At 63.8% G+C, this 25,328-nt stretch carries 25 protein-coding genes; 17 read left to right on the plus strand and 8 right to left on the minus strand.

The window, feature by feature from the left end:
• The first annotated feature begins 25 nt into the window (after window positions 1–25).
• From F8G81_RS13135 to F8G81_RS13195, 13 genes are all read left to right on the plus strand, one after another.
• Window positions 26–229 (plus strand): ubiquitin-like protein Pup, encoded by a 204-nt coding sequence (locus F8G81_RS13135; RefSeq protein WP_214959339.1) that lies wholly within the window; start codon window positions 26–28, stop codon window positions 227–229.
• An 82-nt stretch (window positions 230–311) separates the two neighbouring features.
• Window positions 312–1,133: a proteasome subunit beta gene (gene prcB, locus F8G81_RS13140; protein ID WP_267275171.1), complete on the plus strand. Its 822-nt coding sequence runs from the start codon at window positions 312–314 to the stop codon at window positions 1,131–1,133.
• Window position 1,134: 1 nt separating this feature from the next.
• The gene (gene prcA, locus F8G81_RS13145) at window positions 1,135–1,842 is read left to right on the plus strand and encodes a proteasome subunit alpha (RefSeq protein WP_267275172.1); all 708 of its coding nucleotides are present in this window, start codon (window positions 1,135–1,137) and stop codon (window positions 1,840–1,842) included.
• 1 nt (window position 1,843) lies between these two features.
• Complete coding sequence (gene pafA / locus F8G81_RS13150) at window positions 1,844–3,208, plus strand: Pup--protein ligase (protein WP_267275173.1); 1,365 nt, start codon at window positions 1,844–1,846, stop codon at window positions 3,206–3,208.
• Window positions 3,209–3,319: 111 nt separating this feature from the next.
• Window positions 3,320–4,249 carry an FKBP-type peptidyl-prolyl cis-trans isomerase gene (locus F8G81_RS13155; protein WP_267275174.1) on the plus strand — a complete coding sequence of 310 codons (930 nt, stop codon included), beginning with the start codon at window positions 3,320–3,322 and terminating at the stop codon, window positions 4,247–4,249.
• A 60-nt stretch (window positions 4,250–4,309) separates the two neighbouring features.
• Window positions 4,310–4,705, plus strand: a complete 396-nt coding sequence (locus F8G81_RS13160) for an FKBP-type peptidyl-prolyl cis-trans isomerase (RefSeq protein WP_267275175.1) — start codon at window positions 4,310–4,312, stop codon at window positions 4,703–4,705.
• Between the two features lie 146 nt (window positions 4,706–4,851).
• On the plus strand, window positions 4,852–6,840 hold the full coding sequence (locus F8G81_RS13165; RefSeq protein ID WP_267275176.1) for a helix-turn-helix transcriptional regulator: 1,989 nt from the start codon (window positions 4,852–4,854) through the stop codon (window positions 6,838–6,840).
• A gap of 10 nt (window positions 6,841–6,850) precedes the next feature.
• Window positions 6,851–7,201: a hypothetical protein gene (locus F8G81_RS13170; protein ID WP_267275177.1), complete on the plus strand. Its 351-nt coding sequence runs from the start codon at window positions 6,851–6,853 to the stop codon at window positions 7,199–7,201.
• Window positions 7,202–7,233: 32 nt separating this feature from the next.
• On the plus strand, window positions 7,234–7,506 hold the full coding sequence (gene tatA, locus F8G81_RS13175; protein ID WP_267275178.1) for a Sec-independent protein translocase subunit TatA: 273 nt from the start codon (window positions 7,234–7,236) through the stop codon (window positions 7,504–7,506).
• Window positions 7,507–7,554: 48 nt separating this feature from the next.
• Window positions 7,555–8,349: a twin-arginine translocase subunit TatC gene (gene tatC / locus F8G81_RS13180; RefSeq protein ID WP_267275179.1), complete on the plus strand. Its 795-nt coding sequence runs from the start codon at window positions 7,555–7,557 to the stop codon at window positions 8,347–8,349.
• Window positions 8,350–8,373: 24 nt separating this feature from the next.
• Window positions 8,374–11,325: a DEAD/DEAH box helicase gene (locus tag F8G81_RS13185; protein WP_267275180.1), complete on the plus strand. Its 2,952-nt coding sequence runs from the start codon at window positions 8,374–8,376 to the stop codon at window positions 11,323–11,325.
• 66 nt (window positions 11,326–11,391) lie between these two features.
• Entirely contained in the window at window positions 11,392–13,050 is a 1,659-nt protein-coding gene (locus F8G81_RS13190) for an amidohydrolase (RefSeq protein WP_267275181.1), read from the plus strand.
• Between the two features lie 150 nt (window positions 13,051–13,200).
• The gene (locus F8G81_RS13195; RefSeq protein WP_267275182.1) at window positions 13,201–13,944 is read left to right on the plus strand and encodes a polyprenol monophosphomannose synthase; all 744 of its coding nucleotides are present in this window, start codon (window positions 13,201–13,203) and stop codon (window positions 13,942–13,944) included.
• Window positions 13,945–14,047: 103 nt separating this feature from the next.
• Here F8G81_RS13195 and F8G81_RS13200 read toward each other — a convergent pair whose 3' ends face one another.
• The 5 genes from F8G81_RS13200 to F8G81_RS13220 form a co-directional block, all read right to left on the minus strand.
• Entirely contained in the window at window positions 14,048–14,395 is a 348-nt protein-coding gene (locus tag F8G81_RS13200; protein ID WP_003802221.1) for an RNA polymerase-binding protein RbpA, read from the minus strand.
• A gap of 338 nt (window positions 14,396–14,733) precedes the next feature.
• Entirely contained in the window at window positions 14,734–15,678 is a 945-nt protein-coding gene (locus tag F8G81_RS13205) for an SPFH domain-containing protein (protein ID WP_267275183.1), read from the minus strand.
• Between the two features lie 38 nt (window positions 15,679–15,716).
• A complete protein-coding gene (locus F8G81_RS13210) occupies window positions 15,717–16,181 on the minus strand; it encodes an NfeD family protein (protein ID WP_267275184.1) in 465 nt (154 codons plus the stop codon).
• A gap of 132 nt (window positions 16,182–16,313) precedes the next feature.
• Window positions 16,314–17,201 carry a methyltransferase domain-containing protein gene (locus tag F8G81_RS13215; RefSeq protein WP_267275185.1) on the minus strand — a complete coding sequence of 296 codons (888 nt, stop codon included), beginning with the start codon at window positions 17,199–17,201 and terminating at the stop codon, window positions 16,314–16,316.
• A 57-nt stretch (window positions 17,202–17,258) separates the two neighbouring features.
• Complete coding sequence (locus tag F8G81_RS13220; protein ID WP_267275186.1) at window positions 17,259–17,936, minus strand: peptide deformylase; 678 nt, start codon at window positions 17,934–17,936, stop codon at window positions 17,259–17,261.
• A 58-nt stretch (window positions 17,937–17,994) separates the two neighbouring features.
• Here F8G81_RS13220 and F8G81_RS13225 point away from each other — a divergent pair, with 58 nt between their 5' ends.
• Entirely contained in the window at window positions 17,995–18,414 is a 420-nt protein-coding gene (locus F8G81_RS13225) for a nuclear transport factor 2 family protein (protein ID WP_267275187.1), read from the plus strand.
• A gap of 32 nt (window positions 18,415–18,446) precedes the next feature.
• Here F8G81_RS13225 and F8G81_RS13230 read toward each other — a convergent pair whose 3' ends face one another.
• From F8G81_RS13230 to F8G81_RS13240, 3 genes are read right to left on the minus strand one after another with little or no spacing between them, the layout of a single operon-like run.
• Window positions 18,447–19,580, minus strand: a complete 1,134-nt coding sequence (locus tag F8G81_RS13230; RefSeq protein WP_267275188.1) for an FAD-dependent oxidoreductase — start codon at window positions 19,578–19,580, stop codon at window positions 18,447–18,449.
• Window positions 19,573–20,265 (minus strand): class I SAM-dependent methyltransferase, encoded by a 693-nt coding sequence (locus tag F8G81_RS13235; RefSeq protein WP_267275189.1) that lies wholly within the window; start codon window positions 20,263–20,265, stop codon window positions 19,573–19,575. Before F8G81_RS13235 ends, F8G81_RS13230 begins: the two co-directional genes overlap by 8 nt.
• An 18-nt stretch (window positions 20,266–20,283) precedes the next feature.
• A complete protein-coding gene (locus F8G81_RS13240) occupies window positions 20,284–21,489 on the minus strand; it encodes a type III polyketide synthase (protein WP_267275190.1) in 1,206 nt (401 codons plus the stop codon).
• Between the two features lie 161 nt (window positions 21,490–21,650).
• Here F8G81_RS13240 and F8G81_RS13245 point away from each other — a divergent pair, with 161 nt between their 5' ends.
• The 3 genes from F8G81_RS13245 to F8G81_RS13255 all read left to right on the plus strand — a co-directional run bounded on the left by F8G81_RS13245 (window position 21,651) and on the right by F8G81_RS13255 (window position 25,003).
• Complete coding sequence (locus tag F8G81_RS13245) at window positions 21,651–22,100, plus strand: helix-turn-helix transcriptional regulator (RefSeq protein WP_267275191.1); 450 nt, start codon at window positions 21,651–21,653, stop codon at window positions 22,098–22,100.
• The gene (locus F8G81_RS13250) at window positions 22,097–22,516 is read left to right on the plus strand and encodes a VOC family protein (RefSeq protein ID WP_267275192.1); all 420 of its coding nucleotides are present in this window, start codon (window positions 22,097–22,099) and stop codon (window positions 22,514–22,516) included. The genes F8G81_RS13245 and F8G81_RS13250 overlap by 4 nt, the downstream gene beginning before the upstream one ends.
• Before the next feature lie 87 nt (window positions 22,517–22,603).
• Window positions 22,604–25,003, plus strand: a complete 2,400-nt coding sequence (locus F8G81_RS13255; RefSeq protein ID WP_267275193.1) for an excinuclease ABC subunit UvrA — start codon at window positions 22,604–22,606, stop codon at window positions 25,001–25,003.
• Window positions 25,004–25,328 lie beyond the last annotated feature (325 nt).

Consider the following 25,328-nt stretch of genomic DNA (forward strand, 5'->3'; position numbering starts at 1 on the left):
ATGACTCACAGAGGGAGTGATAACAATGGCAGGCCAGGAGCAGCAGCAGCCACAATCGCGCGACAGCCAGGTCGAGGAAGACGTGCCGGAGGCCCCTCCCGCGCCCCCTGAAGCCCAGGCATCGGCGTCCACCCAGGGCGTGGATGACCTCCTCGACGAAATCGACGGCGTCCTTGAATCCAACGCTGAAGAGTTTGTCCGCGCGTTCGTCCAAAAGGGCGGTCAGTAACCCGGGTTCCGGATGCTGGCGGAAGCCGCGGACGGCCGGAAACTGTACAGACGCTGAAGTACCACGTTCAAGGAGTGCATGAGTGCAGGAATCAACCGCCAATCAGGTAGCCGCCAGTGCGACGTCGTCATTTACCGAGCATCTGCAGCGGGACCGCCCGGAGCTGCTTCCCTACGGCCGTGACCTCCCGGCCGGAGCAAATCTGAGCACACCCCTGCAGGTGCCGCACGCCACCACCATCGTGGCGATGAGCTACGGTGGCGGCGTGTTGATGGCCGGTGACAGGCGTGCCACCATGGGCAACGTGATTGCCAGCCGGCACATTGAAAAGGTATTTCCGGCAGATCAGTACTCGGTCCTGGGCATAGCGGGAACAGCAGGCATCGCAATAGACCTCACCCGCCTCTTCCAGGTGGAGCTGGAACACTACGAAAAGATCGAGGGCACGCTGCTCAGCCTGGATGGCAAGGCCAACAGGCTGGGGGCCATGATCCGTAGCAACCTTCCCATGGCCATGCAGGGACTGGCCGTGGTTCCGCTCTTTGCAGGCTTTGACACCACGGCCGGCGTGGGCCGCCTCTTCTCCTACGACGTCACCGGCGGCCGGTACGAGGAACGCGAACACCACACGGTGGGGTCCGGTTCGGTTTTCGCCCGCGGCGCCCTTAAAAAGCTATGGCGGCCCAACCTCACGGAAGCCGAGGCAGTTTCGGTGGCCGTGGAATCGCTTTATGACGCTGCCGACGACGATTCCGCCACCGGCGGCCCTGATCCCGTCCGTCAGCTGTGGCCGATTGTCTATACGGTGAACAGGTCCGGTGCCCGGCGGGTGCCCGAGTCCGAACTGGCCACGGTGGCAGGAAACATCATCGAAGCCCGTACCAGCGCACGGCGGGAGGCCTAAGATGACGCAGCAGTTTTATGTTTCGCCCGAGCAGCTGATGAAGGACCGTGCGGACTTCGCACGGAAAGGCATCGCACGCGGCAGGTCTGTGGTGGTGGTCAGCTGTGAGGACGGCATCGCGCTTGTTGCGGAAAACCCGTCACCATCCCTGCATAAAATCGGCGAGATCTACGACAAAATCGCGTTTGCCGCTGTCGGCAAGTACAACGAATTCGAAAGCCTGCGCCAGGCGGGCGTGAGGTATGCCGATGTCCGCGGATACTCGTATGACCGCGAAGATGTCACGGCCCGCGGACTCGCCAGTGTCTATGCGCAAAGCCTCGGGGCCGTGTTCACGGCGGAACAGAAGCCCTTCGAAGTGGAGTTGGCCGTGGCCGAGGTGGGCCCCACGCAGGAACGCGACCACCTCTACCGGCTGACTTTCGACGGCTCCATCGCAGATGAGGACGGCTTCATAGTGATGGGCGGCCAGGCTGAGAAGGTGTCATCCGCCATCGCGGCAGGCTGGCGCTCGTCATTGCGGTTCCCCCATGCAATCCGTCTCGCGATGGAAGGCCTGGTCACGGACACGGAAGCAGGGGAACTGCCGGCCAAGGCGGTGGAAGTGGCTGTGCTGGACCGCATGTCCGAGAGCTCCCGTGGCTCGCGGCGCGCGTTTCGGCGACTGAACGACGCCGATCTCACGGCGTTGCTTGCTGAGGAGGACTGAGATGGACAAGAGGATCTTCGGTATTGAAACCGAGTTTGGCATTTCGTACTCGAGCCCGGATTCCCGGCCGTTGGCGCCCGAGGAAGTGGCCCGCTACCTTTTCCGCAAGGTGGTCAGCTGGGGGCGGTCATCCAATGTGTTCCTGACCAACGGTTCCCGCCTCTACCTCGATGTCGGATCGCACCCCGAGTACGCCACCGCTGAATGTGATGACCTGGCCCAGCTCATTGCCCACGACCGGGCCGGTGAACTCATCCTTGATGACCTCGTGGACGAGGCTCAATCGAGGCTGGCGGCTGAGGGCTTCAACGGCACCGTGTACCTGTTCAAGAACAACACTGATTCAGCCGGGAACTCCTACGGCAGCCATGAAAATTACCTGATCCCGCGGCGGGGCGAGTTCTCCAGGCTGGCCGAAATCCTCATTCCCTTCCTTGTCACCCGGCAGCTCATCGCCGGGGCGGGCAAAATCCTCAAAACACCGCACGGGGCAACCTACGCGTTTTCGCAGCGGGCCGATCACATCTGGGAGGGCGTCTCGTCCGCCACCACCAGGTCCCGCCCCATCATCAACACCAGGGACGAGCCACACGCCGACGCCGAGTTCTTCAGGCGGCTCCATGTCATTGTGGGCGATTCGAACATGTCCGAAACGACGGCCCTGCTGAAGGTGGGCACGGTGGACCTGATCCTGCGGATGATTGAGGCGGGTGTGATCATGCGCGACATGAGGATGGAAAACCCCATCCGCAGCATCCGGGAAATTTCCCACGACCTCAGTGGCCGTGCCCTGGTCCGGCTGGCGAACGGCCGCCAGCTGACAGCGCTGGAGATCCAGCAGGAGTACCTAACAAAGGTCACCGCTTTTGTCCAGGAGAACGGCGCGCACAACCCGCATGTCCCGCTCATCCTTGACCTGTGGGGCAGGACCCTGAGGGCCATTGAAAGCGGCGATACCAGCTCCATCGAAACCGAAATCGACTGGGCCATCAAAAAGAAGCTGATGGACAACTACCGGGAACGGCATGGCCTGGGCCTGGACGCACCGCGGATTGCGCAGCTTGACCTCACTTACCACGACATTTCGCGCAGCCGCGGCCTCTACTATCTGCTCCAGTCCAGGGGCGCAGTGCGTCGCGTGGTGGATGACACCATAGTCAAGGATGCAGTGGACGCGCCGCCCCAGACCACCAGGGCTAAGTTGCGGGGGGACTTCGTCCGCCGCGCCCAGGAACTGGGCAGGGACTACACGGTGGACTGGGTGCATCTGAAGCTCAATGACCGCGCACACCAGACCATCCTGTGCAAGGATCCGTTCCGCAGCGTTGACGACCGTGTGGATGCCCTGCTGGACTCTATGGGCTGACACACAGCTTGAGGGGCTATTCTGGATAGGGCCGTTCTTTGGCCCTGCAGCGGTGCCGAGTGTACGAGTTCCGGCGCCGCATCCACCTTGCCCCGACGAAAGTTCTCTTACGTGCGCCGACTACTTGCAATTCTTATCCCCGGTCTGCTGTTGCTTACCGCCTGTGGCGGCTCGCCCGCAGCACCGGAACCCACCAGTCAGTCCACTGGCGATACTGCGAAGTTCGACTCCCTGAAACTGACGGACAACGGGGACAAAAAAGCTCCCGGCGTCGAATTTACCAAACCACTCGAAGTGACTGAACCCACCGTCAAGGTGGTCGCCGAGGGCAGCGGGGATCCCGTCAAACCGAACCAGGTTGCGAACATCTCGATTCTCGCCCTGAACGGAACCGACGGCTCCACCCTGGAGGACACCTTCGCCGGTGAGCCCGAGCCCCTGGAACTCAACGAGGACCTCAAGACCGGAAGCGCCTTCATTTACAACGCATTTGTTGGTGCCAAGGTCGGCTCAAGCCTTGCCCTTGCCATTCCCGGCCAGGCTGCCGCCGCCGGTGCCCCGGCCCAGCCCACGCAGCTGCTGCTGATCAAGGTGCTCTCCGCTGCGGACGTTACCCCGGCGCTCGAAAAGCCTGAGGGCGATCCCGTTACGCCGCCTGCCGGCCTTCCCACCGTCAAGGAAAATGACAAGGGCGTTCCGGAGATCTCCGTGGATGGCGCTGCGGCGCCGACTGCCCTCGTGGCCCAGGACCTCATCAAGGGCAAGGGTGCCGAGGTCAAGGCAACAGACACCCTCACCGTCAACTACGTGGGTGTGAACCTCGTGGGCGGCACCAAGTTTGATTCAAGCTTCGACCGCGGAGAGCCCGCCAGCTTCCCGCTGACGGGTGTCATCAAGGGCTGGACGCAGGGGCTCGCCGGGAAGACGGTCGGCTCGCGCGTCCTGCTGGTCGTCCCCAAGGACCTGGCCTACGGTGACGCCGGGCAGGGCGAAGCTAAGGGCGACCTTGTTTTCGTTGTCGACATCCTCGGCGTTAAGTAGCTCGACAGCATATCCACACACCTCAACCACACCACGCCCCACCAATTAGAAGGAGCAACCATGTCATTTGGTCAGCGCAATTTCGACCGCCAGAAGCCGGAAATTGACTTCCCGGAAGGCGATGTCCCCACGGAGCTGGTCATCACCGACCTCATCGAGGGTGACGGCACCGAGGCCAAGGCCGGCGACACCGTCTCCACCCACTACGTGGGTGTTGCCTGGTCCACCGGCGAAGAATTCGACGCATCCTGGGGCCGCGGCGCACCGCTGGACTTCCGCGTAGGCGTCGGCCAGGTCATCCAGGGCTGGGACCAGGGCCTGCTCGGCATGAAAGTGGGCGGACGCCGCCGCCTGGAGATACCCTCTGAGCTTGCTTACGGATCACGCGGGGCCGGCGGAGCCATCGGCCCCAACGAAGCGCTGATCTTTGTGGTCGACCTCGTGGGCGTCCGCTGATTAGAGCCGTATAGGGCGTAGCCGCCCAAGGCGTAGCCGCAAAAAGCACTGGCGCCGGCGCTGAAGGCGCGGTAACGATCAGGACTGTTGTCCTGTCGTTGCCGCGCTTTCTGCTTTCCGGCATGGACTTTAGTAACGTAGCCTGCGTGTCCGCATCCCGTACAGAGCGCCTCCTGAATCTGCTGATTGCACTCCTCAACACCAAATACGGCCTCCGCCGCAGCGAGCTGCGCGAAAAGGTCTACCACGACACGTCCGGCAATGACGTGGCCTTTGGCAGGATGTTCGAGCGTGACAAAAACGACCTGCGGCAGTTCGGCTTCGACGTGGAGACCGTTACAGACCTGGGCTGGAGTGAAGACGATCCCGCCACCACGCGCTACCGGATCGGCAAGGAGTCCAACAGGCTGCCGGACGTCCGGCTCAGCCCGGGGGAGTGGACAGTACTCCTGCTGGCTTCGCAGCTCTGGGAACGGGCGGCCCTGGGCGCCGCCGCACAGAACGCGCTGCGGAAGCTGCAGGCTTCCGGCGGCCTGTCTGACGTTGAACTTCCCGTCGGTGTTCAGCCACGAATCAAACCCGCCGGCAGGGCGTTTGATGAGCTCGTCGGCGCCATGCACGCCCAGCACCCGGTCACCTTCAGCTATCTGGCAGGCAGTACCGGCAACGAAGAGCTCCGGACGGTGGAACCCTGGGGCCTGGGAAGCCGGTTCGGCCAGTGGTACCTGGCCGGCTATGACCGCACCCGCCAGGCTGTGCGGCATTTCCGCCTCTCCCGGATCACCAGTGCCGTTACAGTCCGGGACAAGGAGCGCTATTCTCCGCCGGAGAACTTCAACATCCGTGAAGTGCTGGCCAGGCTTCCGGAACTCCCGCTTCGGACCGCCGTCGTGGACGTCAAGGCGGGGCGGCTGGTGGGCTTGCGCCAGCGCGCTGCCGGTTCCGCGGAAGGCGGGGATACAGGAGTGCCCGACGCCGGCTACGACAGGCTTGAGCTTCAGTTCAGGGATGCGGAGGTGCTTGCCGAGGAACTGGCTTCCTACGGCCCGGATGCCCTGGCAGTCTCGCCGGAAGATCTCATGGCGGCCGTGCGGCGGAGACTGCGTGCCGCCGCCGACTTCTGCGCCGCTCCGGTTCCGGAGTTCAGGTTTTCGGATGCCACTGCAGCCCGGACGGCCCGCAAGCGCACGTCTGAAGACCAGCTCAAACGGATGCTGCAGCTGGTGCCATTCCTGGTGCACAACCAGGGGCTGCACATCCAGGACGTTGCGCAGCGCTTCGGAGTCACGCGCAGCGAACTGGAAGATGACTTGCGGATCCTCATCTGTTCGGGCCTGCCGGAGGGGTATCCGGACGACCTCCTGGACATCCAGTGGGAGGACGACCACGTGTACATCACCCAGGATCTGGATCTCACCAGGCCGGTCCGTTTCACCGTGGAGGAGGCCTGTGCCCTCCTCACTGGTTTGGAGACCCTCAACGGCCTGCCGGAACTCGCTGAAGGCGGAGCGCTGGAATCCGTGACCCTGAAGCTTATGGCAGCGGCCGGTGAAGAGGGACTTCGCGCCGGCTCCCTCGCAGGGCCCGAGGTGGGTCCGGCGGACTCCGCCATTCTCGAACTGATCCATCAGGCGATCGCTGAGCGGGCCCAGCTGCACCTTGTGTATTTGTCCCCGCAGCGCGACCGGTTTTCAGAACGCGACGTTGACCCGCTCCGCCTTTATTCGCTGGACAACACGTGGTATTTCGAGGCGTACTGCCATTCGGTGCAGGGCTTGCGGAACTTCAGGCTGGACCGGGTCCAGGAGTTGCGGCCAAACGGCAAGCAGGCGTCAACCAACATGGAGCCCGCCGAAGGTTTCCCCGCCAAGCTCTTTACTCCCACCGACGACGACGTCACCGTGACGGTCCAGCTCACCAGGCAGGGCGCCGGCCTGGCTGATGACTACTACGCCGAACGCACGGCAGTCCTTCAGGATGGCGGCCTGGTGGCGGAGATCCGGTTCGGCAACACGGCCTGGCTGCCCATGTTTGTGGCCCAGCACGGGGGTACGGTGCGCATCCTGGAGCCTGTGGAGCTGGCGGACTCCGCACGCAACTGGATCAAGGCCTCGTTGGACCGGTACGGCGGCTAGACTTCTCAGCATGCCTTGGTGGTCCTGGATTCTGCTCTGGATAGCGCTTGTTGCGCTCTCCCTCCTCTTCTATGTGTTTTTGGGCATCCGCCTTTTCCGACAGTTCATGGCAACCGTCAAAGACCTCGGTGCCGCCGGCGAGAAACTGGGGCGGCTGAATCCGGCTCTTCCTCCGCCCGGGGACAGCCCGTCGGACACGGCGGAGCAGCCCGGTTCAGCCGTTTTTGCCTCACCTGTACGGATGCGGCATGATTACCACACATCCGTCTCATCACGCCGGGAACAGCGCCGCCAAAGGCGGGTTCGGCGCAGGACCGACCGGGGCCAGCCGCAGCTACTGGGCGATCTCGACTTCACTTAGACGTAGGATGTATCCAGAGGAAAGGAACTCCCGTGGGAAGACTCTTTGATGGCCCGTGGCCAATCGTAATTATCATCGTCGTGGCGTTGCTGCTCTTTGCCGCGCCCAAGCTTCCTGCCATGGCGCGCAGCCTTGGCCAGTCGATGCGGATCATTAAATCCGAAGTCAAGGAAATGAAGAACGACGGCAAGACTGAGACCCCCGATGCATCGGGGCCCGTGGAGGGCAAGGTCGTCAACCATCCGCAGGGCAAACCCGGTGAGCCGACCGACGGTACTGACGCTCCGCCGTCGAACCGCGCTTAACCTGCAGTGGCACTAACGAGGGGCCGTAAATCAAACCCTGAAGGGCGGATGGCTCTTTGGGACCACCTCAGGGAGCTGAAGAACCGGCTGATCAAGTCGGCCATCGGCGTTGTCGTCGGCGGCGTGGGCGGCTGGTTCCTCTATGACCCGTTGCTCGCGGCATTGGCCGAGCCGGTGAACCGCATTTCGCAGCAAACGGGTGGGCTCTCGGCCATTAACTTTGGCACGATTGCTTCACCGTTCGACTTCAAATTGCAGATGTCGTTGCTGATCGGCCTGGTTATTTCCAGCCCGATCTGGATCTACCAGTTGTGGGCGTTCATCACCCCGGGCCTGACCTCGAAAGAGCGGCGCTACACCCTGGGCTACATGGCGGCAGCCGTGCCATTGTTCCTGGCGGGAATCTACGCGGGCTGGCTGGTGGTCCCGCAGGTGGTCCGGGCACTGACGCAATTCACTCCGACCGGGTCTTCCAGTGTCATAGATGCCCGCACCTACATCGAGTTTGTGACCCGGATGGTGCTGGTCCTGGGCGTCGCCTTCCTGGTGCCGGTGGTCCTTGTGGGAATCAATATGGCTGGCGTCATCTCCGGCCAGACCATCCTCAAGGCGTGGCGCATCACCGTATTCCTGGTCTTTGTGCTGGCGGCCATCGCTGCCCCTGGTGCCGACGCAATCTCGATGTTTATGCTGGCTGGTCCGTTGCTGGTGCTCTTCTTTGCCGCCATCGGAATCTGTTTGATGAACGACAAACGGCGCAGCCGGCGGGCAGCCAAGCAGGCTGCCGAGACTGAGGCGAATGCCGATATCGCAACCCCGGGTACCGAGCTGAAGAACCTGTAGCCCTCAGCGCATTAGGCTTGGGGTATGTCCTCCATTTCCGGGCCGCTCTCTTCGGGGCCATTTTCTACCGGGCCAACCGATCCAGAACCACTGTCGCCCGCAGAAAGCTACCGGGCCAGCGCAGAGCGTACAGCCGAGGCAGCCACGTACCTTGGCGGCTTCATCCGTACCCTGGACTTTGAGCTTGACGATTTTCAGCGACTGGCCTGCCTTTCCCTCCAGGCCGGCAAGGGAGTACTGGTGGCAGCCCCCACCGGAGCGGGCAAGACGATCGTGGGCGAGTTCGCCATTTACCTCGCGCTGGAGCGGAACCTCAAAGCCTTCTACACCACCCCCATCAAGGCGCTAAGCAACCAGAAGTTCACTGAGCTTGCCGAGAAATACGGGCCCGCGAACGTGGGCCTCCTTACCGGTGACACCAGCATCAACGGAGACGCCCCCGTTGTGGTGATGACCACCGAAGTCCTTCGGAACATGCTCTATGCCGATTCCGATACGTTGGATGACCTGGGCTTTGTGGTGATGGACGAAGTGCACTACCTCGCGGACCGCTTCCGCGGCGCGGTGTGGGAGGAAGTCATCATCCACCTTCCCAGCGAGGTCCAGGTAGCGTCCCTGAGCGCCACGGTATCCAACGCAGAGGAGTTCGGTGCCTGGCTGGACACAGTTCGCGGCGATACAGACATCATTGTTTCCGAACACCGCCCGGTGCCCCTCTGGCAGCACGTTATGGTCGGCAGGGAGATTGTGGACCTGTTCGCCGGCGAAACCACGTTTGATGAGATTGCGCCGCCGGCGGAGGCCGGCGACGGAATTGGCGTCGAAGTACTGCGGGATGAACCGGCGCGGCCTCAACCCCAGCCACGGGGGTTTGAAGTCAACCCCGACCTGCTGGCCATGGCCAGAATAGAGAGCCGGCAGAACTTCAATGGCCGCTTTGGACATGGCGGACGCAGCCAGCGCCGCCAGCACAGGCAGCGGGGCGACGACGGGCCTCCCCAGGCCGCCACGGGTGTGCGGCGGGCCAGCCGCCCCCAGGTCATAGCCAGCCTCGACAAACAGGACCTGCTCCCGGCCATCACCTTCATCTTTTCCAGGGCGGGCTGCGATGCCGCCGTGGCCCAGTGTGTCTCCTCGGGTTTGTGGCTGACCAGCGAGCGGGAGCAGCGCATTATCGCCCAGCGTGTTGACGAAGCCGGGCAGGACATCCCGTCTGACGACCTCGACGTCCTGGGCTTCTGGACCTGGCGTGACGGCCTGCTCCGGGGCTTCGCCGCCCATCATGCCGGGATGCTCCCCACGTTCAAGGAAGTGGTGGAGAAGCTGTTTGCCGAAGGGCTGGTGAAGGCGGTTTTCGCCACCGAAACCCTCGCCCTGGGCGTGAACATGCCGGCACGTTCAGTGGTCCTGGAGAAGCTGGACAAGTTCAACGGCGAAGCCCACGTGGACATCACCGCAGGGGAGTACACACAGCTCACCGGGCGCGCCGGACGCCGGGGCATCGACGTCGAGGGCCACGCTGTGGTGCTGTGGCAGCCGGGCACCGATCCGGCAGCGGTCGCGGGCCTGGCCTCCCGGCGGACCTACCCCCTGAACTCCAGCTTCCGCCCCACGTACAACATGAGCATCAACCTGCTGGCGCAGTTCGGCCGTGCCCGCGCCAGGGAGATCCTGGAGTCATCCTTCGCGCAGTTCCAGGCAGACCGTTCTGTCGTAGGCCTGGCCAAACAGGTCCGCAGCCGCGAAGAATCCCTGGCCGGCTACGCGAAGTCCATGACGTGCCACCTTGGCGACTTCACCGAGTACGCGCGCTTGCGCCGGGAACTGTCCGACGCCGAGAATGTCACCTCGCGCACCAAGTCACGGGCCCGAAAATCCCTGAGCGACGACTCCCTCGCGCGCCTGCTTCCCGGAGACGTGGTGGACGTGCCCGGCGGCCGCGCCCCGGGCCCGGCCATTGTCCTCAGCTCCGATCACAGCAGCCGCGAGCCGCGGCCGGCTGTCCTCACCCTGGACAACCAGCTGCGCAGAATCGGGACGGATGACCTTGAAGGGCCAATTGCACCCCTGACCCGCATCCGGATACCAAAATCCTTCAACGCCAAGGTCCCCAAGTCCCGCCGGGACCTCGCGTCCTCCGCCCGGAACGCACTTCGGGAAAACAGGCCGCCGGCCCCCAGTAGCAACCGCAACAACGATTTTGGCCTGGCAACTGCATTGCCCAACCAGGAAAAGCGCATCGCAGACCTGCGCCGGGCGCTCCGGGCCCATCCCTGCCATGGCTGCAGCGAACGCGAAGACCATGCACGGTGGTCGGAACGCTGGTGGAAGCTGCGGCGCGAAACTGATGCACTGGTCCGCCAGATCCAGGGCCGGACCAACACCATCGCCAAGACGTTCGACCGCGTCTGTGATGTGCTCTCCGCCTATGGCTACCTGGAAGCTGCCGCTGACGGCAGGCTGACCATCAGCCCGGATGGCCAAAGGCTGCGGCGGATTTACGGTGAAAAAGACCTGCTCATTTCGCAGTCCCTCCGGCTGGGTGCGTTCGATGACCTGGACGCCGTGGAGGTAGCCGCCCTGGCGAGCGTCCTGGTGTACCAGGCCAAACGCGAGGACAGGGGGCTTCGGCCCAGGATGCCCAGCATCTCCCTTGAATCCTCGGTGGACCTGGTGATCCGCGAATGGTCCGCCCTGGAGGACGTGGAAGAACAGAACAAGCTGCCACTCACGGGGGAACCTGAACTGGGACTCGTGTGGCCAATGTACAAATGGGCCCGCGGGAGGCATCTTCAGGAGGTGCTCAACGGCACAGACCTGGCCGCCGGCGACTTTGTCCGGTGGGTCAAGCAGGTTATTGACCTCCTGGACCAGATTGCCAAGATTCCCGGTCTTGAACCACGCCTGGCACGCCTGTGCGCCGAAGCGATCTCCCTGATCCGGCGCGGAGTGGTGGCCTACTCTTCAGTCCTCTGAGGACCTTTCCAACCTGCCCTGGCGCACATGCACGCCGCCCGCATCACTGAGGAGCTTTACAACGCCATGACCAGCACGCCTTCCCCGGAGCCATCCCGTCCCGAACGCAAGGTTGTCCTCTACCGGAACGGCTCCGTGTACACCGCCGCGGACCCCTTCGCCACAGCAATGCTGGTGGACGGCGACACCGTTGCATGGGTGGGCTCAGAGCAGGCTGCATCATCCATCGCGGACAGCTCCATGGAGATCATCGACCTGCGCGGAGCCCTGATCGCCCCAGGATTTGTCGATTCACACATGCACCTGACAGAAACGGGCATTGCCCTTGGCTCGCTCCAGCTCGGGGACGTCCGCTCCGCCGGGCAGCTCCTGCAGGCGGTCGCATCGTCAAAGGCAGACGGGCCGGTGCTGGGGCATGGCTGGGACGAATCCACGTGGGCCGACCCCGCCCTGCCCACCCCTGAAGAGCTGCAGCGGGCCGCCGGCGGGAGGGACGTCTACCTGTCCAGGGTGGACGTTCATTCTGCCCTCGTGTCTTCATCGCTGGCCGCATCCGCCGGGCTTGCCGGACTGGATGGTTTCTCAACCGGCAGCCAGGTCAAGAGGGCCGCCCACACGGCCGCACGCCAGGCCACGCGGCAACTTCCCGCGGAGTCGCTTCGGGCATATCAAGAGCAGGCATTGAGGGAAGCCGCGGAGAATGGCTATGTTGCCTTGGCGGAGATGGCCGCGCCGCACATCGGAGGGGCGGCGGATCTTCATATGGCCGCCTCCTGGACCACTGACCGGGACGAACAGGCTGTCCCGGAGGTTCTCCCGTACTGGGGAGAACTGGCCACTTCGGAAGAACATGCCCGGGGAGTCCTGGACTCACTCCGCGTCCCGGTGCGGGGCCTCGCAGGCGACTTGAACATTGACGGATCCATAGGCTCCCGGACGGCAGCCCTCCGGTCCGACTACGCTGACGCGCACGGTGAGCGGGGCAGCCTGTACCTCTCCGCGGACCAGGCGGCCGCCCACCTCGCGGCCTGTTCACTACTGGGTATCCAGGGTGGATTCCACGTCATTGGCGACGCCGGGCTGGATGCGGCGCTGGCAGCGTTTGACCTTGCGGCGGCCGAGGTTGGCGAACAACGCATCCGCGCTGCCGGCCACCGGCTTGAGCACGTGGAAATGGCTGATTCCGACGCCGTCTCGCGGCTGGCGCACTACTCTGTAACGGTCAGCGCCCAGCCCGGATTTGATGGGGCTTGGGGTGCGGCAGGCGGCCTTTACGAGCAGCGCCTGGGCAGCCGCAGCCGGACCATGAATTCCTTCGCGTCCTTCTATTCGGCGGGGGTTCCCATTTGCTTTGGCAGCGACAGCCCCGTCACAGCATTGCGGCCCTGGTCCAGTGTCCGGGCCTGCCTGGAGCATCACAACCAGGACGAACGGATTTCGGCGAGGGCGGCGTTCCTGGGCCATACCCGGGCTGGCTGGCGGGCGGCCAAGTACCGTAACCCCATGGCCGGACAACTCGTGCCGGGCGCGCCCGCCTCATTCGCCGTGTGGGAGGTGGAGGAACTGATGGTCCAGGTGGCCGACGGAAGGGTTCAGTCCTGGAGCACTGATCCGAGGGCACGCACTCCCTTGTTGCCGGCCTTGGATACCGGCCGGGACCCCGTCTGCCTGCAGACTGTGAGGGATGGCCGCGAGCTGTACGCCAGTCCCGCACTCCGATCCTGAACGGCGCCGGCCCCGATCCCTGGGCGGGGCCGGCTCCGTTCCTGACCGGGGCGGCCGGGGAATCACCCTATAATAGGTAGTTGCGCCTGCGCCTGCGATAACCGCTGAGGCTCAGTCGCTCCGACCGCTCCCATCCAGGAAAGGCTCCCTGTGCGCGTCCTTACCATCATTCCCACCTACAACGAGCTGGAATCCCTGCCGAAGACACTCCAGCGCCTGCGCGCGGCTGTGCCGGCGTCGGATGTGCTTGTGGTGGACGACAACAGCCCGGACGGCACAGGCCAGCTTGCCGACAGCTTCGCTGCCGACGATCCCCAGGTCCACGTCCTGCACCGCAAAGGCAAGGAAGGCCTGGGCGCCGCTTACATTGCGGGTTTCCGCTGGGGCCTGGACGCCGGATATGACGTCCTGGTGGAGATGGATGCTGACGGGTCCCACCAGCCCGAACAGCTTCCCCAGCTGCTGGAGGCAGTAGAACAGGGTGCAGACCTGGCCATGGGTTCCCGTTGGGTCTCCGGCGGAAAAGTGGTCAACTGGCCGCTGTACCGCCAGGCCATTTCACGGACCGGCAGCACGTACGCCCGCATCATGCTCGGTCTCAAGATCAAGGACGTTACCGGCGGATACCGGGCCTTCCGGCGGACAACCTTGGAAAAGCTGAATCTGGACCAGATTGATTCGGTTGGTTACGGCTTCCAGGTGGACCTTGCATGGCGCGTGGCCAAAATGGGGCTGCGGATCGAGGAACGCCCCATCACCTTTGTGGAGCGCGAGCTGGGCGCTTCCAAGATGAGCGGAAACATCGTGGTCGAAGCAATGATCAACGTCACCAAGTGGGGCCTGCAGGCCAGATGGAACAAGCTGACTGGACGCGACACTGCGGACCAGGGGTAGCAGAACCGGCCGAACAGGCGCGGAAACTGAAAGGGCCGCCCCGCACCATGTAAGTGGTGCGGGGCGGCCCTTGCCAGTTGGTGACGCTGTTACAGCGTTGCGGCTAGGCGCTGCGCCGTTCGCCACGCCGTTCGCGCAGGATGGTCAGCCGGTCTTCAAGGATCTGTTCCAGCTCGGGGAGCGAGCGGCGTTCCAGCAGCATGTCCCAGTGGGTGCGGACAGCTTTTTCGTTGCTGGTGTCCGGGCGTTCACCGTCGACCAGAAGTGCTTCCTTGCCGGTCTTGGAAACCCACACGGGGGGAATCTCGGCTTCGGAGGAGAACGTAACGAAGACCTGCTCGCCGTCCTCGCACCTGTATTCGACACGCTGACGCGGGGCCGGCTCCACGCCGGACTCGGTCTCCATGCTCTGTGCACCAAGGCGCATACCCCGCAGGCTGCGATCGCTCATGTTTTCTCCCTTTGGTCGGTTCGCGGAGCAAGGCTCCACGCTAGCCGACGGCGACCAGGCGCCGTCGGACTACTGTGTGCACTGTGCTGCATCATAAGATTCAACGCATTGCGAAGCGTTCTTGTTCCAGCGGATCTGCACCTACCGGACAAATACCCTATTATACGGGTGCGCGGCCGGTGGGGCAAAATACCATACTCCTGAGCGGGTGAACAGGGGCGAAGAGCAGCGGCAAAGAACACGGCAAGTGAGGAGGGTACAGAACAGGGAGGTGACCTCCAATGAAGGTTACCTCCCCGTCTGCTGCACCCCGTACAGCCTGGGCGCCGGCCCGGTTATCAGGGCTGCGGCTGCTTCTCCGGCTCGTCGAACAACCCGCCGCCTGAGCGCGGATCGGGATTGGTGCCGCCCAGCGCATTTCCGATGCCCTTGAGGGCCTCGCCGACTTCACTGGGGATGATCCACAGCTTGTTGGATGATCCCTCAGCCAGTTTGGGCAACGTCTGCAGGTACTGGTAGGCAAGCAGTTTCTGGTCGGGGTTGCCCTTGTGGATGGCGTCGAAGACCTTCTGGATGGCCTGGGCTTCACCATCCGCCCTCAGGATGGCTGCCTTCGCATCACCCTCTGCTGCCAGGATGGAGGCTTGCCGCTGGCCCTCAGCCGTAAGGATGGCGGACTGCTTGGTACCTTCGGCAGTGAGGATGGCTGCCCGACGGTCACGTTCGGCCCGCATCTGCTTTTCCATCGAGTCCTGGATGGAGTGCGGCGGATCGATGGCTTTGAGCTCCACGCGTGAAACACGGATGCCCCACCGGCCGGTTGCCTCATCGAGCACTCCGCGCAGTTGGCCGTTGATCTGGTCCCGGGAGGTCAAGGCCTCTTCCAGGTTCAGGCCGCCCACGACGTTGCGGAGGGTGGTGGTGGTGAGTTGCTCGACGGCCTGGATGTAGTTGGCAATTTCGTACGTGGCGGCACGCGGATCGGTGACCTGGAAATAGACCACCGTGTCGATCGACACCACCAGGTTGTCTTCGGTGATGACCGGCTGGGGAGGAAATGAAACCACCTGTTCCCTCAGGTCCAGGAGCGGCAGGAGCCGGTCCACGAAGGGGATCAGGATGGTCAGGCCGGGGTTAAGGGTCCGCTGGTACTTGCCGAGCCGCTCGACGACGCCTGCCCTCGCCTGTGGAATGATTCGCACTGAGCGGACCAGAACGATAATCACGAACACGATCAGGACCACCAGCACAATGGCCACGGCGGCTCCTCCTGCGTTATCCATACATCTCCTTTATTTCCCCAGTAGTTAGTGAAGCTGTATCAGGATGGGTTGGCGGTTTCCGGCTGGGCTGCGACCACGGCGGTTGCGCCGTCGATTGCGGACACCACTACCCGTTGCCCCGCGGGCAGCACGCCTGTTGCCGAGCGCGCGCTCCAGACGTCGCCACCGATCTTTACGAGGCCACCCGTGGAGCTCACCGCTTCCATCACGAGGGCCTGTTCGCCAATGAGCCGGTCTACGTTGGTGCGCTGCTCGGAGGGTCCCTTTTTCAGGTGTTTGAGGGCCACGGGCCGGACAAACGCAATCATCAGCAGTGATACGACGCAGAAAACGACGATCTGCAGCCATAGGTCCGCGCCCGCGAAATCGGCGACAAGGGCGGCGAGGGTGCCACCGCCAAGCATGATGAAGAACAGGTCAAGGGTGATCATCTCGATCACTGCGAAGGCAAGAAATACGGTGAGCCACAGCGCCCACCAGTTCTCGCTCAGCCATTCGAACATTCCGTCCCCCTTCGTCGGCATCCTGCAGCCTGACGCAGCCACAGGTCCTCCGGTAACTGTTATTCCATCCTAGTCCGAAGGCATGCCGGGCGGCAGGCGGCGGATAATGCGTGGGGGATAGTGGCCAAGTTGTTACCCTGGGCGCCCTGCCAGGCCAAGGACCGTGATCCGGAAGCGGGCCTCCACTGCGGTCATCGGGGCAAGGCCGGAGAGCCGTTGGATCAGTCCTGCACGGTTCAGGTGGTGGCCCGCAGGCCCCATGAATGCCAGGTCGGCAACTTCGGTTGGTGTCAGGGTCATGGGTATATCCAGGTCCTGGGCAGACTCGACATCAAAATGCCCGGACATCGCCTCGGCCAGCCTGTCGTCCTTATCTGCTTCGATCCCCAGCATTCCCGTTTCCGCCCTCACCGCCGCCAGATGCCCCGCCCGCGGGGTGACCACCACCAGCCTGCCGGCCGGCCTGAGAATCCGCGCGAATTCGGCTGCGTTCCGCGGTGCGAAAATGACGGTGACAACGTCGACGGCGGAATCCGCCACGGGAAGCGGCTGCCAGACATCGCAGGCAAGGTTGACTGCTTCCGGGTTGAGCCGGGCCGCCCTCCGGAGCGCGTATTTGGAAATGTCCAGGGCAATGACGTGGAGACCCGTCGTTGCCGGCGCTACGGTGTCCAGCAACTGCCTGAGGTAGTGGCCGGTTCCCGTTCCGGAATCGACTACGGCGCGGCCGCTTCCGGCCAGATGGGGGGCAGCGGCCGCCGCGACTGCCTCAGCCAGGGGCCTGTAGTGGCCGCCTTCGAGGAAATTGAAGCGCGCGGCCACCATCTCGGCGGTGTCGGACTCAAAAACGGTGCCCTTTCCAACCAGCAGATTGAAGTAGCCCTGTTTGGCCGCATCGAAACTGTGCCCGGCACCGCAGCGCAAGGCGACGGCGGGGAAGGCAGGCCCGCCGTCGCCTGTGGCGTCGAGCGCTGCCCGGCACACGGGGCACAGCAACGGAAGGGGAGCGGAGATTGGCATAGGCACCATCTTAGGGCGGGCGCCTCAGCAGCCGGCCCCGAAAAAACCCAGGGCCCCTTAGGGGAGCGGCTCAGCCGCTTCCGGGAGGAAACCCAGGGCAGCGCGTGCCTTGCCAATGCCCGGCTCGGCCCAACGGGCTGCATATTCGGCATTGCTGCTTAATGACCTGAGCTCGGCGCGGTCAACGTAGAGGATGCCCTGAAGGTGATCGGTCTCATGCTGGACGATCCGTGCCTGCCAGCCTTCAAACTGCCGTTCGGTGGAGACGCCACCCGGCGTTTCGAACCTGAGCAGTACCAGTTCCGGGCGAACCACCACGGCCTGCAAACCATTCAGGGACAGGCAGCCTTCAAAAAAGGCTGCGGTCTGTGAACCGACCGGGCTGTAGCGTGGATTCAGGACGCTGAGGAAGCCCAGCGGTGTCCGGTGGCGGAGCGCGGCTGCCTCCGGATCGACGTCGAACTGGTCCTCCAGCACCGCGAGCTGCAGGGGAATTCCCAGCTGCGGGGCTGCCAGTCCCACGCCCGGGGCTTCGTGCATCACGCGCCTCATCAGGCTGATCAGCTGGTCCAGTTCTGCCGGGCTGATCTGGCCGTCAAAGGCCGCTGCGTGCTGGCGCAGCACTGGATGCCCGGCCTGGACGATCGGCGGGAGTGATTCGGCAGCGAGGATCTCCTGCACTGTTTCCTGGATAAACGACGGGCTGAACGGCGTCGGGGGTGATGCTGGGTTCATGGGGAAAGCCTAGCGGCGGACAAAGGCGTGGCGGCAGGCATCCGCTAGTCTCAATGCCATGGCTGAACTGACCGCACCGGAGACCCTGCCCGTGGACGTCGTACTCGACTTTGTCCGGACCCTTGAGGCCGGAGGGGGCGGGGCGAAGATCCGCCGATTCCTCTCCGACGAGTTTGTGTTGGTGGAGGCGCCGCATTTGCTGGCCCCTAACGGCGCAACCCGCACCCTGGAGCAGGTACTCAAAGGTGCCGACCAGAGCTCACAGGTGGTTGCCAACCAGAAGTTCGACATTCGCCGCACCACCAGCGAGGGCGGCCGCGTTGTGCTCGAAGCGGACTGGTCAGCGACGTCCGTGATGGACCTCCGGTATTGGGATTCGGGCGAGACGATCCGGGCCAGGACCTCATCGGTGTTTGAGGTCCGGGACGGACTTATCGTCAGCCAGGACAGTTACGACTGCTACTTCCCCGGTTCCTGAGCCCGCCGGCGCCACTGCCGCAGTGCGTCTTATCACTGCATGGTGAATCGCCTGGCGACAAGCCTGTTGACTGGCGGGACGGAGGCAATGGCCCCGATAACACCGTTCCGCAGGTCCACCCAGGGCGCCGGCAGCGGCCGGCCCAGCATCATGTTCACCTCGGACTGCCGCCGAGCGGTACGGGCGGCCTTCCGTCGGTGGAGTTCGAATGTCCGGAGGGCCTGTCCAACCGGCTGCCCCTCCAGGGCGGCAAGGATGATGGGCGCCAGTTCCTGAGCGTCGAGCCAGCCCAGGTTCATGCCCTGGCCGCCGATCGGGCTGATTTCGTGGGCAGCATCGCCGATCAGCGCAACCCGTCCTGCCACCAGCCTGCGGGCGATGGTTGACCGGACGCTGAAACTGCTGAGCATGCTGTTGGTACCGGAGTCCAGGTCGACGCCGGTGCGCTGCTGGACAAGCCAGGTAAGGTGCCCTGCGCTGGGGGCTGGACCCGGCTCGCTGACCCGGACTACCCAGCGGCGAAGGCCACCGGGCAGCGGGAAGGATTCCACGATCCCGCCGGCGGCAAGGAAAAGCACGGCATCCTGGCCGAAAGCTCCGGCGTCCGCAAAGTCGCCCATGACGTAGTGATCGGGGTATCTTCGGGTCCGGACGGGTATGCCGAGCAGGCTCCGCATGACTGACCTGGAGCCGTCCGCGGCTACCGCCAGGGCAGCTGAAACCTGCACCGGCGCGGTGCCGGCCGCAGCACTGATGGTGACCCGGCCGCCGTCGTCCCCTATTCCAGTGGCCCGGATCCCCCTGACCAGGGCCGCCGGATCAAGCTCACGGACCCTCCTCTCCAGGAGGGCTTCGGTCCGGAACTGCGGAAGGGCCAGGACAAACGGAAACCGGTCGGACACAGGTGTAAAGGACATGGAACCCACCGCCTTCCCCCCGCTGATGGCAAAGCCGCGGCGGATGGGCACGCCTTCGCTAACCATCTTTGAAGCGACGCCTGCCCGCTCCAGCGCCTGCAGCGCGGGCGGGTGGATGCCGATGGCCCGCGAGTGCAGGTCCCGGTGAAGCCGCTGCTCCAAGACCTGCACCGCCACGCCCTCCTGCAGGAGCAGGACGGCAAGATAAAGCCCCACGGGTCCGCCACCCACGATCACCACGTCAGCCATCAACGCTGCCCTTGCGGCGGACCAGCACCTGGTGGAACGGGGCGTGCGTCTCCACATTCCAGCCCGGGGGAGCGAGGGCAGCCAGCTCCGCGGGAATGTAACTGCGCCTGATGGAGGTCAGGCCATCAGCCCGGATGAAGGAGCCCCGGAAGGGAAGGGCTGCGACAGAGAACAGGGCGTAGGCAAGCGCGCTCCGCCGCAGGTCGTTATGCAGCACTGTGCGGCGTGCGAGCGCCTCGGAGTCCAGCAGCAGCTGCTGCACTTGAGGCGGCTGCAGGTGGTGCAGGACGTGGTTGGAGATCACTACGTCGTAACTGCGCCCTTCGGTCAGCAGGTCGGAACTGTGCGCCTGCCGGAATTCAACGTCCGGAACCTTCGGCCTGGCGGCGGCGAACGCATGCGCCCTCCCGTCGGGGTCGATTCCGGTGATGTGAAGCTTCAACCTGTCGTGCTCCGCCCACCTGGACAGCGTTACGGCAAGATCTCCGCCGCCGGATCCGATGTCCAGGAGAGTGGTGCCTGACTCTTCCGACAGGAGTGGCCTCAGTTCACGGGAGTAGAGCCTGCGCCAGCCCGACAGCGTCCGGTTGATGATGGCGAACTGCCGGTAGGTGCGGTCCAGGCCCCGGGGGTCGCAGTCCGGCAGGTCCATGATTTCCACGGCGTCGGAGTCCCGCCGCCGCATCCGCAACACCTTGCCCTCTCAGGCCAGCGATTCCGCGGCTGCCTGCCCCTGGGCCAGCCCGCTGGCTGCCGGGCTCCGCAGCAGAACTTGAGGCGCCTGCCGAAGCTTGGTGAAGAGGCCCGTTTCAACAGTAAGGCCAGGCCCGAAAGCCATGGAACAGATACGTTCGTCGCCATCTTCCGGCGGCTGTTCCAGGATGTACCTCAGGACAAACAGGACCGTGGCACTGCTCATGTTTCCGTAGTTCCGCAGCGTTTCACGGGCAGGAACAAGCTGCTGGTCCGTCAGTTCCAGCCTCGACTGGACCTTGTCCAAAATGCTCCGGCCGCCAGGGTGGATGGCCCAGTGGCGGATGCCGCTGTAGGGGAGTCCCAGCACGGTGGGGTCATGAGCCAACAGTGGTTGGAGCGCGCCGACAATATGGTCATCAATAATGTGCGGTACGTAGTTTCCCAGCACCATTTCAAAACCGTGGTCCCCGATGTTCCACGCCATGGATTCCTCGCCGACGGGCGTCAGTACGGTTTCAAAGTGGTCCAGCTGCAGGAGCGCGGGTGCTTCCGGGAACTCCCGGGCAGTAACGACGGCGGCTGCCGCGCCGTCCGCAAACAGCGCCGACCCCATGATGGTGTCCGGATCGTTGGACGTACGGACATGCAGGGAACAGAGTTCCGCGCAGACCACCAGGACAACTGCTTCGGGATCCGCCTCGCAGAAGGACTTGGCGGCCCGCAGGGCGGGGAAAGCTGCATAGCAGCCCATAAATCCAAGGTGGTAGCGCTGCACGGCCGGATCCAGCCCGAGGGCCCGGACTATCTTGTAGTCGGGACCCGGGTTGAAGAAGCCTGTGCAGGAGACGGTGATGAGGTGGGTGATGCCGGACGGATCCAGTTCGGGGCAGGCGTCCATGGCCGCCTGCGCAGCGTCGATAAAAAGCTTGGTGGCCTCGCGGGCAAAGATTTCATTCCGCACCTTTGTACTGGGGTTAAGCAGCAGTCCGGTGGCCGGGTCAAAGAACTGGGGATCGTCTGCCCGGAAGTCCATCGTCATTTCCTCGACAGCCGTGTAACGCGTGTCGATCGCCGCAGAGTCGAAGCAGGTGCTTACCAGTCGGGAACCAAGCCTGGACAGCCCGGGCTGCGCCGCAAAAACGTCCCTGGCTTCTGTCTGGACCAGCATCGTCGGCGGGACAGCAGTTTCCAATGAACGCAGATAGACCGTCATTGCTTCATTCTTGGCGAGCGCCGCACATATGACAATGGCAAGTGGGGTCAATGCGCCTTTGAACTGCGGAGACTTGGCTCCGTGCACCCTCGGGCCGGGCCGCGGCGCCACCGTAGCGGCAGGGGCTGGACAACCTGACTGGTACGTGGCAGCATCGCGACGTGACCAGCAAACCCGCCACGCCGCCGAACCTGCGGGACCTCGCCCTGCTGCGCCGCGTCCGCGACAGGATGGACCGGGAGTACACCAGGCCACTGGATGTGGAAGCACTTGCCCGGGGGGTGAACATGTCCGCCGGACACCTCAGCCGCCAGTTCCGTCTGGCCTACGGCGAGTCGCCGTATTCCTACCTGATGACCCGCCGCATCGAACGCGCCATGGCGCTGCTGCGCATCGGTGAGCTCAGCGTCACCGAAGTCTGCTTCGCCGTCGGATGCTCGTCGCTGGGCACGTTCAGCACCCGCTTCACCGAGCTGGTGGGTGTTCCGCCCAGCGTCTACCGGCGCGAGAGCGCCCATGCGGCGGCAGAAATCCCCTCCTGCGTGGCGAAACAGGTGACCAGACCGGTCAGGAATCGAGAAGCACGGGCCCCGGAGCCGCAGTTAGCATGACTGCCATGGACATCACCATTCACTCAAGCTTCCTTCCGCACAACGATCCCGAGGCCTCGCTGGCCTTCTACCGCGACACCCTCGGCTTTGAGGTCCGCAACGACGTGGGACACGGCACCATGAGATGGATCACGGTGGGCCCGGCCGGCCAGCCCGACACATCCATCGTCCTGCATCCGCCGGCCGTAGACCCCGGCATCACCGACGACGAGCGCCGCACCATCACCGAAATGATGGCCAAGGGCACCTACGGCATCATCCTGCTGGCCACTCATGACCTCGACGGCGTCTTCGCCAAGGTGCAGGAAAGCGACGCGGAGGTTGTCCAGGAACCGACGTCCCAGCCGTACGGCATTCGGGACTGCGCCTTCCGCGATCCAGCGGGAAGCCTGATCCGCATCCAGGAACTGAACTGAGCAGAGCACAGGCTGGTTAGACTGCACGAAGCTGGACAGAGAAAGCCAGGTGACCGCGACCGCGGTCCTGTAACGGATGGAGACACCATGAGCACGGCCACGGGGACGGACACACAATCGCCGGGACTGCACGTTGCAGACAGCCACGATCTGATCCGCGTGCAGGGCGCCCGGGAAAACAACCTCAAGAACGTCAGCGTCGAGATCCCGAAGCGCCGGCTGACGGTGTTCACCGGCGTTTCCGGTTCGGGGAAGAGCTCGCTGGTGTTTGCCACCATCGCTGCCGAGTCGCAGCGGATGATCAATGAAACCTACAGCGCCTTTGTGCAAGGGTTCATGCCGTCCCTGGCTCGTCCGGACGTTGACGTGCTCGAGGGCCTCACGACTGCCATCATCGTTGACCAGGAGCGGATGGGCGCAAACCCCCGTTCCACCGTGGGAACTGCCACTGACGCCCACGCCATGCTCCGGATTCTGTTCAGCCGGCTCGGCAACCCCTACGTCGGGCCGCCCACAGCGTTCTCCTTTAATGTCCCGACGCGCAAAGCGAGCGGGGTGATGAGCACAGAGAAGAGTGGCCGGGTAGAGAAGAGCGTTGTCCAAAACGTCGTTTACCTTGGCGGCATGTGTCCCCGCTGCGAGGGCATGGGCTCAGTCTCTGACTTTGACCTCTCTGCGCTTTACGACGAGAGCAAGTCGCTCGCCGAAGGTGCCTTGACGGTGCCCGGCTACAGCATGGATGGCTGGTACGGCCGCATCTTCAGCGGCGCAGGCTTCAATATGGACAAGCCGATCGCAAAGTTCACCAAGAAGGAAATGCAGGATCTCCTCTACAAGGAGCCAACAAAGATCAAGGTGGAGGGCATCAACCTCACCTACGAAGGCTTGATCCCGAAGATCCAGAAATCGATGCTGTCCAAGGACGTCGAGGCGATGCAGCCGCACATCCGGGCTTTCGTGGATCGTGCGATCACGTTTCAGACCTGCCCTGAATGCGACGGGACCAGGCTGAGCCCGGAGGCCCGCTCCTCAAAGATCCAGGGCAAGAACATCGCGGACCTGTGCGAGATGCAGATCAGCGACCTGGCCGGGTGGGTCCGCGAGCTGAAAGAGCCATCGGTGGCACCGCTGCTGAAGGGGCTGCGGCACCTGCTGGATTCGTTCGCCGAAATAGGCCTCGGCTACCTTTCACTGGACCGGCCGGCGGGCACGCTGTCCGGGGGAGAGGCCCAGCGGACCAAGATGATCCGGCACCTCGGGTCCTCCCTCACCGACGTCACCTATGTGTTCGACGAGCCCACCATCGGCCTGCACCCCCACGACATCGAGCGGATGAATCAGCTGCTGCTGCAGTTGCGCGACAAGGGCAACACCGTGCTCGTCGTGGAGCACAAGCCAGAGACAATCGCCATTGGTGATCACGTCGTCGACCTCGGTCCCGGTGCGGGCACCGCCGGCGGTGAGGTGGTCTTCGAGGGCAGCGTCGAGGCGCTTCGGCGCAGTGACACCATCACCGGGCGGCATCTTGACGACCGGGCTGCCCTCAAGAAGGCAGTCCGCACACCCAAGGGTGCGCTGGAGGTCCGCGGTGCGGGCACGCACAACCTGCAGAATGTGGACGTTGATGTGCCGCTCGGTGTGCTCTGCGTGGTGACCGGCGTCGCCGGCTCGGGGAAGAGCTCACTGATCCACGGCTCGGTTGCCGGGCGCGAAGGCGTGGTGGTGGTTGACCAGGGTGCCATCAAGGGCTCACGCCGGAGCAACCCCGCGACGTACACCGGCCTGCTGGAACCCATCCGCAAGGCTTTCGCCAAGGCCAACGGCGTGAAGCCGGCGCTTTTCAGTTCCAACTCCGAGGGCGCCTGCCCCAACTGCAACGGCGCGGGTGTCATCTTCACGGAACTGGGGGTTATGGCTACTGTCGAGTCGACGTGCGAGGTCTGCGAGGGCCGGCGGTTCCAGGCATCTGTCCTGGAATACACGATGGCCGGGCGGAACATCGCCGAGGTGCTGGCAATGTCCATGACTGAGGCGGAAAAGTTCTTCGGCGAAGGGGAAGCCCGTACGCCCGCCGCCCATAAGATCCTGGACCGAATCGTGGATGTTGGGCTCGGGTACCTCACCCTCGGCCAGCCGCTGACCACGTTGTCCGGGGGAGAGCGGCAGCGTGTCAAGCTTGCCACCCAGATGGCTGAGAAAGGCGATGTCTACGTCCTCGATGAACCGACCACCGGGCTTCACCTTGCCGACGTCGAGAACCTGCTGGGCCTGCTCGACCGCCTGGTCGACTCCGGAAAGTCCGTCATTGTCATTGAGCACCACCAAGCAGTGATGGCGCACGCCGACTGGATTATCGACCTCGGACCGGGAGCAGGCCACGACGGCGGCCGGATCGTTTTCGAGGGGACGCCAACAGATCTTGTGACCAGCCGGCCAACACTCACCGGCGAACACCTCGCCGCGTATGTGGGTAGTTATGTCAACTAACTCGATTGTCCGCCTGGCATGTCCGTGCAGGGTGGGTTTTCCCGGCCGATCGCACGTTCCCGTGAAAACCTTGCACGGCATCCCGTACAGGAAACCTTGTGATTCTCGAGGCTCTGGACCGGAGCCGCGAGGAAACGCTCTGCGGGCTTCAATGAATGCCCAAATGGGGCACTTTGACGACAACATTCGAATGGAACAACTCGCACCGGGATGACACAACATCAGCAGCGATTACCACCGTTGAATAACGCCGATAATCTACATTATGTAAAGTAAAACAGTGATTATTGCATCTGATGCACGATTCACTCCTCCTCCACCCACT

This window comes from Arthrobacter sp. CDRTa11 (assembly GCF_026427775.1).
Taxonomy (GTDB): domain Bacteria; phylum Actinomycetota; class Actinomycetes; order Actinomycetales; family Micrococcaceae; genus Arthrobacter.

Bases quoted from the DNA above. Each gene is read 5' to 3' on its own strand.
- F8G81_RS13250 (WP_267275192.1), top strand. From the start codon at position 22,097: ATGACTGCCATGGACATCACCATTCACTCAAGCTTCCTTCCGCACAAC.
- tatC (WP_267275179.1), top strand. From the start codon at position 7,555: ATGGCTCTTTGGGACCACCTCAGGGAGCTGAAGAACCGGCTGATCAAG.
- prcA (WP_267275172.1), top strand. From the start codon at position 1,135: ATGACGCAGCAGTTTTATGTTTCGCCCGAGCAGCTGATGAAGGACCGT.
- F8G81_RS13240 (WP_267275190.1), bottom strand. From the start codon at position 21,489: ATGACGGTCTATCTGCGTTCATTGGAAACTGCTGTCCCGCCGACGATG.
- F8G81_RS13160 (WP_267275175.1), top strand. From the start codon at position 4,310: ATGTCATTTGGTCAGCGCAATTTCGACCGCCAGAAGCCGGAAATTGAC.
- pafA (WP_267275173.1), top strand. From the start codon at position 1,844: ATGGACAAGAGGATCTTCGGTATTGAAACCGAGTTTGGCATTTCGTAC.
- F8G81_RS13210 (WP_267275184.1), bottom strand. From the start codon at position 16,181: ATGTTCGAATGGCTGAGCGAGAACTGGTGGGCGCTGTGGCTCACCGTA.
- F8G81_RS13185 (WP_267275180.1), top strand. From the start codon at position 8,374: ATGTCCTCCATTTCCGGGCCGCTCTCTTCGGGGCCATTTTCTACCGGG.
- F8G81_RS13230 (WP_267275188.1), bottom strand. From the start codon at position 19,580: ATGGCTGACGTGGTGATCGTGGGTGGCGGACCCGTGGGGCTTTATCTT.
- F8G81_RS13225 (WP_267275187.1), top strand. From the start codon at position 17,995: ATGGCTGAACTGACCGCACCGGAGACCCTGCCCGTGGACGTCGTACTC.
- F8G81_RS13170 (WP_267275177.1), top strand. From the start codon at position 6,851: ATGCCTTGGTGGTCCTGGATTCTGCTCTGGATAGCGCTTGTTGCGCTC.
- F8G81_RS13200 (WP_003802221.1), bottom strand. From the start codon at position 14,395: ATGAGCGATCGCAGCCTGCGGGGTATGCGCCTTGGTGCACAGAGCATG.
- F8G81_RS13190 (WP_267275181.1), top strand. From the start codon at position 11,392: ATGACCAGCACGCCTTCCCCGGAGCCATCCCGTCCCGAACGCAAGGTT.
- F8G81_RS13235 (WP_267275189.1), bottom strand. From the start codon at position 20,265: ATGCGGCGGCGGGACTCCGACGCCGTGGAAATCATGGACCTGCCGGAC.
- F8G81_RS13220 (WP_267275186.1), bottom strand. From the start codon at position 17,936: ATGAACCCAGCATCACCCCCGACGCCGTTCAGCCCGTCGTTTATCCAG.
- F8G81_RS13255 (WP_267275193.1), top strand. From the start codon at position 22,604: ATGAGCACGGCCACGGGGACGGACACACAATCGCCGGGACTGCACGTT.
- F8G81_RS13215 (WP_267275185.1), bottom strand. From the start codon at position 17,201: ATGCCAATCTCCGCTCCCCTTCCGTTGCTGTGCCCCGTGTGCCGGGCA.
- F8G81_RS13135 (WP_214959339.1), top strand. From the start codon at position 26: ATGGCAGGCCAGGAGCAGCAGCAGCCACAATCGCGCGACAGCCAGGTC.
- F8G81_RS13205 (WP_267275183.1), bottom strand. From the start codon at position 15,678: ATGGATAACGCAGGAGGAGCCGCCGTGGCCATTGTGCTGGTGGTCCTG.